Raw genomic sequence first — 8,459 nt, 5'->3', positions numbered from 1 at the left:
CAAAAGGTCGAGTAATTTATTACTTGGCCTTTTATTTTTTTAGGCCACGTGGAGAAACGGTAGACTTGCCATCTTGAGGGGGTGGTGCTCGTAAGGGCGTGTGGGTTCAAATCCCACCGTGGTCACAAATAAAACCCAACAACTTCTTTTAAAAAGAGGTTGTTGGGTTTGCTATTATCTTCTTCTTTTTTTCCAGGGGGCGTTGACTTCCCAATTTCCTGCCATGATGCAACCATAAGGAAGTACTTCATCTATCACGGTTCCTAAACCAAACTCCTCCATTTGATTTCTTACTGATGCTGCATTTTTATAGGCCGATGGCAGCTCGGTAATGTCAATTTCGTTCGAAAAAAATCGAATATCCAATCCTTGGGTTTCTTCTTCAAATACTTCTTGGATTGTTTTTTCTCCCTTGCTTTTTCGGTGTTGGGTTCTACTTATGTTTCTTCCAGCGCCGTGTGGAGCAAATCCTAAATTGGTTTCGGTTGTGGCACCTTCAACAATTAAAACGGATTCTGCCATATTCAACGGAATCAAACGCGGTCCTGTGCTATCAGGCATGAATTTCGGGTCTAATGGTGTGGCACCTTTGGCATGATAAAAAAGATCTCCCTCTTTGAAAACAAAATTATGCTCGTTCCAGTACCTATTTTCTTTTTCGATTCCCAATTTCTCTAAAGTAGCATCGTGCAGGCATTCGTGATTTAATTTTGTCCAAGAACGTATGATTTGCAACGCTTCCCAGTACACCTGTCCTTCCTTAGTATCAAACGGAATCCACGCATTTTGCGGCAAGGTTTCTGGCGATAGTGTTTTTCTAAACTTTTCGGCAAGATGCATTCCTTTTCTATATAAATTAGCCCCCACGCCTCTACTCCCGTGATGCGTTACCATCATGGTATTTCCTGTATTTTTTGAAATCCCCACAAACAAGAAATGGTTTCCATCGCCTTGCGTTCCTAAATGCGAACGAGCAGCACTTATCATTTTTTCATCGTTCAACAAATAATTGCTTTGAAATGCTTCTAACATTTCAGCTGGAAAACGGAATTGCGTTTCGCGACTTCTTCCGCCTCCACCAAAATGGGTAATGGCATGCGCTGCATCTAAAACTTCTTTTGGATTTGTTTTTCCAAAATCAGTCAGCATCACTGAGCAACAAATATCAGCACTATGCATTCCCGGATGAATTGCATTTTTAGCCACCGCAACTCCACCCACCGGAATGGTTCCGTCAGGACCTGTAGGGCAAGCATCCGGCATGATGACACCATTGACTAAAGTTGGCGTTCGCATCAAGGTTTTCATAGTTTGCACCACATCGGTGACATTTTTTTCTTCTAGCTCGTTTTCTGCCTTTATATTTTGGTGAAAAGTGATTTCTTGAGCATGTAACTCTATAGGATCAGGCAATTTGAATTGTTCCAAATAGGCTTCTATTTCCTCGTTTTCTAATTGATTGTCATTGATGTAGGCAAGTGCTTCTTTGAACCAAGCTCCTTGCCTAAATCCTAATTGAATAATATCAGCTCCTGTAAATTGTAATTTTTGTTCCATTTTATTCTGTTTTTATTTCTTCAACAAATATTCAAAACCTACTACGCAGTTATTTTGCGTAGTATAAAAAGAATTGTATTTTTGATTCAAACTCAGCGCAAATGCTTCAAAATAGATATACTGCTTTACTGCTCCAGATTGGTTTTAATGAAAATGCAATCCTGATAAATTGGCTTGATTTAGTAAAAGCCTATACTGCTAAAGGGAGACATTATCATAATTTAAATCATCTGGAAGAAATGATTGTTTTATTTGACCGCTATAAAGAGGCGTTGCAATTTCCTAATGAAGTTTTGTACGCTATTTTTTACCACGATATTATTTATAAAGTGACCCGAAAAGACAACGAGTTAAAAAGTGCTGAACTGGCTTTGTCTATTTTGCCTGAGAATACCACACTGGATAAACAATTGGTTTTTGACATGATTTGCGCAACTCAACTGCATCAACAAAACGACATAGAAGACATTAACTGGTTGATTGATTTTGATTTGAAAATACTGGCTAAAGACTGGAACGAGTACACCATTTATTGTGATCAAATTAGGAAAGAGTATAAAATTTATCCCACTCTTTTATACCAACCTGGTAGAAAGAAAGCATTGGAGCATTTTCTTGAAAACGAATTTATTTTTCAAACCGATGAATTTAGAACTAGGTTTGAAGCGCAAGCTAGAGAAAATATACAACGCGAAATTGAATTATTAAGCTGAAATTGAAAATAGTGTTGCTTTGCGTGAGGGGTAGTAGCGAAAATCCTTTTAGGGCTGTAGCGGTAGCGGAAGTGCTAAAAGATTGCAGCGCATGACCCGACCCGTAGTTTTTACGGAGGGGCACGCCCAAAAAAAAAGAAAATATGTCACAAAATAAAAATGCGCTTATCCGGTATAAAACGATTGATAAGTGTTTGCAAAATAAATACCGTACTTGGACGCTAGAGGACTTGATTGCGGCTTGTTCTGAGGCTTTGTTTGAATACGAAGGAAGGGAAAATACGGTAAGCAAGAGAACGGTTCAAATGGATATTCAGTTGATGCGTAGCGAAAAACTGGGCTACAATGCGCCCATTGTGGTGTATGACAAAAAGTATTATACATATGAAGACGAGGAATTTACGATTACGAATATTCCGCTGACGGAAACGGATATTAATGTACTCACAGAAACGGTTTCAATGCTGAAACAGTTTAAAGACTTTTCTTTGTTTAATGATGTGTCTGATATTTTGCAACGTTTAGAGGATAAGATCTATGCCGAAAAGTCTCAAACACAACCGGTGATTTACTTAGACAAAAACGAAAAACTGAAAGGCTTACCATTTTTAGAGGAAATTTACCAAGCCATTATTAAAAAAACAGTTTTGGTAATTACCTACAAGTCTTTCAAATCGCAAGAGGAAACGGTCTTTCATTTTCATGGATTTATACTGAAAGAGTTTAACAACAGATGGTTCTTGATAGGAAGAAGAAAGAAAAACCAGCCCATAACTAATTTGGCATTGGATAGGATCATTGCTATTGATTATGATTTTAATATGCCTCATTTAGAGGAAAATTTTAATGCGGACCTGTATTACAAAAATGTGGTGGGAGTGACTGTGAATACAGGCTTACGTCCCCATCGATTTGAACTCTGGATTGACTCTATTAATGCTCCTTATGTGCTTACTAAACCCTTACATAATTCACAACGATTGATCAAACAAAATGAAGATGGCAGCATTATTATTCACTTATTTGTGATTCCAAATTATGAATTAGCACGTATTTTTCTTGGTTTTGGCAGTGGTCTTGAGGTGATTCGACCCGACTATTTCCGCAATCAGATGAAAAGTGATATTCAAAAGTCTCTGGCGTATTATGCCAAATAATTGATTGGTTTGTGATGTTGTTGCTCCACTTTCAGGGCATACATTGGTGTTACTCTAAATACAAGATAATTTTAAATAGAACGTAAATCGTATTGTATAAAAGTAGTTCTATGGCCTTGGATTGGTGATAATTGCATCCTTTTGTAGACAACTAGAAATAAAGCCGTATATTTTTTTTAATAAAGCACTATGACACTAAGCACAATCGAACACAAAAAAATGTACTGACTTGAAATTTTCCTTCAGCATACACTTAAAAACATTTCAAACCTGAAAAAAAAAAAAAAAAAATCGTGAATTAAAACCCAAATACAGGTTCTAATTCACGATTTATAACTTTGAATCAATTTTATCTTAGCTGTGGGCACTACTCGAATTGCTACACAGTTTCAGTTTTTATTCTAACTCTTACTTCCACCCGCCGCCTAATTCACGGTATACGTGAACTACGGCATTAAGTTGGGCTTTTTTAGTTTCGATTAATTCGAGTTTTGACTCTAATGCGTCACGTTGTGTCATCAACACCTCAAAATAATCTACTCTGGCTGACTTGAATAAATCGCCAGCCACATCAATAGAGCGGTTTAACGCAGCTACTTGTTGGGATTTTAAATCATAGCTTTTTTCTAAGTTATTGATTTTAGACAACTGACTAGAAACTTCTAAATACGCATTTAAAATGGTACGTTCATAATTATACAACGCTTGTATTTGTCTCGCATTAGCAGAGCTATACTCGGCTTTGAGCGCATTTCTATTGATCAAAGGCGCGACTACATCTCCCACCAAAGAATAGAGCAAAGACTCTGGCATTTTAAATAAATAATTTGGTTTAAAAGCGTTAAAACCTAACGCAGCTGTAATATCTAAGGACGGATAAAACTCAGCGCGAGCCGTTTTTACATCCAGTTTAGCAGCTTCTAATTCTAATTCAGCTTGTTTAATATCCGGACGATTGGCAAGCAATTGAGCAGGAACACCAGCTTGAACTATGGCTGGCAAACCAGCATCAAAAACAACACTATCTCGTTTAATTTCCTGCGGATATTGTCCGAGTAAAAAGTTGATGGTATTTTCTGTTTCCTTGATTTTTTGAAGCAATTCAAATTCCATACTTCTAGAGGCCATGACTTCGGCTTGGAATTTCTGTACTGCTAATTCCGTACTTCTAGCGGCTTGTTTTTGAAATTTTACAATTTCTAGCGCATCAGATTGTAAAGCGATGGTTTGTTTTACAATTGCCAATTGATTGTCTAAAGCAACTAATTCATAATACGAATCAGCAACTTCAGCAATAAGACTGGTGATTACAAAATTCTTCCCTTCAACCGTGGCCAAATAGCGACTTACCGCCGCTTTTTTTGAATTGCGTAACTTTTTCCAGATGTCGACTTCCCAGTGTGCGTAGGCAGCAATTTTCAAATCACCTAGTGGATCTGGCATTTCTTTTCCGGGACTAATTTCGGTAGAAGCATCGCCAGCACCTTGACTGGTATAGCGACCTACTTTTTCGATTCCAGCACCAGCTCCTACACCTACTTGTGGCAATAAGGCTCCTTTGCGAACGCGAATGTCATTTTTGGCAATTTCAATTTCTTGCAATGTGATCAGTAACTCCTGATTGTTTTTCAGGGCCGTATCAATCAAATTGATCAAATTAGGATCTTTGAAATACGTTCGCCAAGGCGTAACGGCAATAGTATTCGTATCTGTACTTTTTTCAAATGATTCGGGAACCACTTTGCTTGCTGCTAATGGAGCTAGCTTAGGCGTACAACTTACCACCGCTAAGCACATGCCTAGCGGGATAAGATATTTATAAGACTTACTTTTAAGCATGATTGTTATCAATTTCTTCGGTTAATGGATTTTCGTTTTCATTTTTAACTAATTTGTATTTTTCTGCAATGCGACCAAAAACGTAGTACAATCCGGGAATAACAAATACTCCACAAATGGTACCCAAAAGCATTCCTCCAGCAGCAGCGGTACCAATGGTTTGGTTACCAATTTTTCCCGGACCACTTGCAAAAACTAGCGGAAGTAAACCCGCAATAAAGGCAAACGAAGTCATCAAGATAGGACGAAACCTTGCTTTTGCACCTTCCATTGCCGCTTCTAGCACTGTTTTACCAGCGGCGTGCCTTTGAATAGCAAATTCGACAATCAAAACGGCATTTTTACCAAGCAATCCAATAAGCATAACCATGGCTACTTGTGCATAAATATTGTTTTCTAAGCCTGTAAATTTTAGTAATAAGAAGGCTCCAAAAATACCTGGAGGTAAAGATAAAATCACCGATAAGGGTAAAATAAAACTTTCATACTGTGCAGCTAAAACCAAATACACAAAGCCCAAACAAATTAGAAAAACCCAAATGGCTTGATTGCCCTGCGCCACCTCATCAGCAGAGATACCGGCCCAATCAATTCCAAAACCACGAGGTAATTTTGCTTGTGCCACCTCTTGCACAGCTTTGATCGCAGCACCACTACTATACCCTGGAGCTGCTGCTCCACTAATTTCAGAGGAGTTGTACATATTGTGTCTTGTAATTTCCGACAGTCCGTACACTTTCTCTAATTTCATGAAAGCAGAGTAAGGAACCATTTCGTCCTTATTGTTTTTGACGTATAATTTTAAAATATCTTCGGGCAAAGCGCGGTATTCTGGAGCTGCTTGCACGATTACCTTATAGTTAAAACCGTATTTGATAAAACTGATTTCATAATTACTACCAACCAAGGTCGAAAGAGTATTCATCGCATTCTCAATCGAAACTCCTTTTTGTTGGGCTAAATCATTATCCACTTTCATCATAAATTGTGGGAAACTAGCACTGTAAAAACTAAAAACGGAAGCTAGCTCAGGTCGTTTGTTCAATTCCTTCACAAAATCAGCATTGACTGTTTCCATTTTTTTATAATCTCCAGAACCCGCTTTGTCAAGCAAACGAAGCTCAAAACCTCCTGCTGCTCCATAACCTGGCACCGCTGGTGGTTGAAAAAATTCGATATTAGCTCCGGGAATGTCTTTCGTTTTTTCCTCTAGTTCAAGCATAATTTCTTGTACAGAATGTTTACGCTCGCTCCAATCTTTCAAGTTGATCAAACAAGTTCCAGCATTGGCACCAGTACCTTCAGTCAAAATTTCATATCCTGCCAAAGCAGATACCGATTGCACACCATCTACCGTTTCGGCAATTTTTTGAAGCTTTTCAGCAACATTGTCTGTTCTTTCGAGAGAAGAACCCGGTGGCGTTTGAATAATTGCATAGAACATTCCTTGATCCTCATTAGGAATAAATCCAGAAGGAACCGTACTACTTACCAACCAAGTACCCACACAAAAGCCTACAAGTGCTACAAAGGTCACTACTCTTCTACTAACAATAGTTTTTAAAACTCTTTGATACTTGTCCGCAGTAGTATTAAATCTTGAATTAAAAGCATCTAAAAATCTGTTTACAGGAGTTCGTTTCTTAGCTTTTCCGTGATTATTTTTCAACATAATCGCACAAAGTGCCGGCGTAAGCGTTAAGGCTACGATACCAGAAAGTATAATAGCTGTTGCCATTGTTATGGAAAATTGGCGGTAAAAAATACCTACCGGTCCTGACATGAATGCCACAGGAATAAACACAGCTGCCATCAAGAAGGTAATCGCGATAATAGCTCCTGCAATTTCATGCATGGCTTTTTTAGTGGCTTTTAAGGGCGAAAGATGCTCTTCCTCCATCTTGGCATGCACCGCCTCGATGACTACAATGGCATCATCGACGACGACTCCAATGGCTAGTACTAAGGCGAAAAGCGTAATTAAGTTTAAAGTAATACCAAATAACTGCATGAACATAAATGTTCCTACTAACGAAACTGGTACGGCTATGGCTGGAATAATGGTTGATCGCCAATCGCCAAGAAAGATAAATACGACTAGACCTACTAAGATAAAAGCTTCGACTAAAGTGTGAACAACTTTCTCGATAGAAGCATCTAAGAATTTAGAAACGTCATAACTGATTTCATATTCCATTCCTTTCGGGAAAGAGTTTTTCTTAATTTCAGCTAATTTTAATTTGACATCCTTAATTACTTGACTGGCATTACTTCCGTAGGACTGCTTCAATACAATAGCTGCAGACGGTTTACCATTCAAATTAGAATAGATATCGTACATGGAACTACCAAATTCAACATTGGCAACATCCTTTAATCGTAAAATTTCGCCATCAGGATTCGATCTCAAAATAACATTTCCATATTGCTCTTTGGTCGTAAATCGTCCTGAATACTTAAGTACATATTCAAAAGCTTGAGTTCTTTTACCAGAACTTTCTCCCGTTTTTCCGGGTGAAGCTTCGAGACTCTGACTCGCTAGGGCCTCCATAACTTCATCTGTAGAAATTTTATAGGCTAACATTCTGTCAGGTTTCAACCAAATACGCATCGCATATTCACGATTCCCCAATACATCAGCAAATCCTACTCCATTTACCCTTTTCAATTCTGATAAAATATTGATTTCAGCAAAGTTGTATAAGAATTTTTGATCCGTATTTTTATCTGTACTGTATAAGTTCACATACATTAACATACTGGATTCTTCACGGGTAATCTTGACTCCTTCACGAACTACTAATGGTGGCAATTTGTTTACTACCGAAGCTACTCTGTTTTGTACATTGATCGCTGCTTGATTAGGATCTGTACCCAAATTAAATACAACTTGAATACTTGCTTCTCCGTCATTTCCAGCATCTGAAGTCATGTATTTCATTCCGGGTACACCATTCAAGGCTTTCTCTAAAGGAATAATTACCGATTTAATCATCAACTCTCCATTAGAGCCCGGAAAAGCTGCCGTAACATTCACCCGTGGCGGGGAAATAGAAGGGAATTGAGTCACTGGCAAATTCAGTAATGCCAATACTCCTAAAAAGACAATTATGAGCGATATCACTATCGACAGCACAGGTCTTTGAATAAATTTATTAAACATAATATGAGGTGTTTTTTAGGATAGAACCCA

General features: G+C 38.1%; 5 protein-coding genes and 1 tRNA gene. 3 read left to right on the top strand and 3 right to left on the bottom strand.

Annotated features, from left to right (window positions below; translation table 11 throughout):
- Positions 1–42 precede the first annotated feature (42 nt).
- Positions 43–125, top strand: a tRNA-Leu gene (locus tag G9Q29_RS11075).
- Positions 126–174: 49 nt separating this feature from the next.
- On the opposite strand, the gene G9Q29_RS11070 is transcribed toward G9Q29_RS11075, so the two are convergent.
- Positions 175–1,557 (bottom strand): RtcB family protein, encoded by a 1,383-nt coding sequence (locus G9Q29_RS11070; protein WP_166137192.1) that lies wholly within the window; start codon positions 1,555–1,557, stop codon positions 175–177.
- A 101-nt stretch (positions 1,558–1,658) separates the two neighbouring features.
- Here G9Q29_RS11070 and G9Q29_RS11065 point away from each other — a divergent pair, with 101 nt between their 5' ends.
- Both G9Q29_RS11065 and G9Q29_RS11060 read left to right on the top strand, forming a co-directional pair.
- On the top strand, positions 1,659–2,270 hold the full coding sequence (locus G9Q29_RS11065) for an HD domain-containing protein (RefSeq protein ID WP_166137189.1): 612 nt from the start codon (positions 1,659–1,661) through the stop codon (positions 2,268–2,270).
- Between the two features lie 143 nt (positions 2,271–2,413).
- On the top strand, positions 2,414–3,427 hold the full coding sequence (locus G9Q29_RS11060; RefSeq protein WP_166137186.1) for a helix-turn-helix transcriptional regulator: 1,014 nt from the start codon (positions 2,414–2,416) through the stop codon (positions 3,425–3,427).
- Between the two features lie 408 nt (positions 3,428–3,835).
- Here the strand turns inward: G9Q29_RS11060 and G9Q29_RS11055 are convergent, their stop codons facing one another.
- Positions 3,836–5,266 carry a TolC family protein gene (locus tag G9Q29_RS11055; RefSeq protein ID WP_166137183.1) on the bottom strand — a complete coding sequence of 477 codons (1,431 nt, stop codon included), beginning with the start codon at positions 5,264–5,266 and terminating at the stop codon, positions 3,836–3,838.
- Positions 5,259–8,429: an efflux RND transporter permease subunit gene (locus G9Q29_RS11050; RefSeq protein WP_166137180.1), complete on the bottom strand. Its 3,171-nt coding sequence runs from the start codon at positions 8,427–8,429 to the stop codon at positions 5,259–5,261. Before G9Q29_RS11050 ends, G9Q29_RS11055 begins: the two co-directional genes overlap by 8 nt.
- Positions 8,430–8,459 lie beyond the last annotated feature (30 nt).

The sequence above is a fragment of the Flavobacterium turcicum genome, assembly GCF_011365745.1.
Lineage (GTDB): Bacteria > Bacteroidota > Bacteroidia > Flavobacteriales > Flavobacteriaceae > Flavobacterium > Flavobacterium turcicum.
Note: the sequence above shows the minus strand (reverse complement) of the source record. Positions and strands in the feature narration are given on the sequence as shown.